1 pseudogene is annotated in these 224 nt (G+C 45.1%); it reads right to left on the minus strand.

What is annotated here, in order from left to right:
- Positions 1 to 224 (minus strand): annotated as a pseudogene (locus LNL84_RS19705) (diaminopimelate decarboxylase family protein); the annotation flags it as partial.

The following is a 224-nucleotide window of genomic DNA, read 5'->3' on the forward strand; positions in this document are numbered from 1 at the left end:
ACCGCGAAGTTAGTGTTTGATTTGATAGCAAACATAACGTTAACCGGTTTTGGCCAGTTAGAGCCAAAAGCGTTTTTAACACGACGTAGGTTGTTACGCAGTGTGTCTTCGCTTAGTACGAATAGCGGGCTACCGTATTGCTCGATAAGGTCAGTTGCTTTACAGCCGCCGATCAAAAGATCGTCGCCTTGAGTGGTTAGCTCGTCAGTAGGAGTAAGAATATT

It is taken from the genome of Vibrio gelatinilyticus (genome assembly GCF_022836845.1).
In the GTDB taxonomy this organism is placed as follows: Bacteria; Pseudomonadota; Gammaproteobacteria; order Enterobacterales; family Vibrionaceae; genus Vibrio; species Vibrio gelatinilyticus.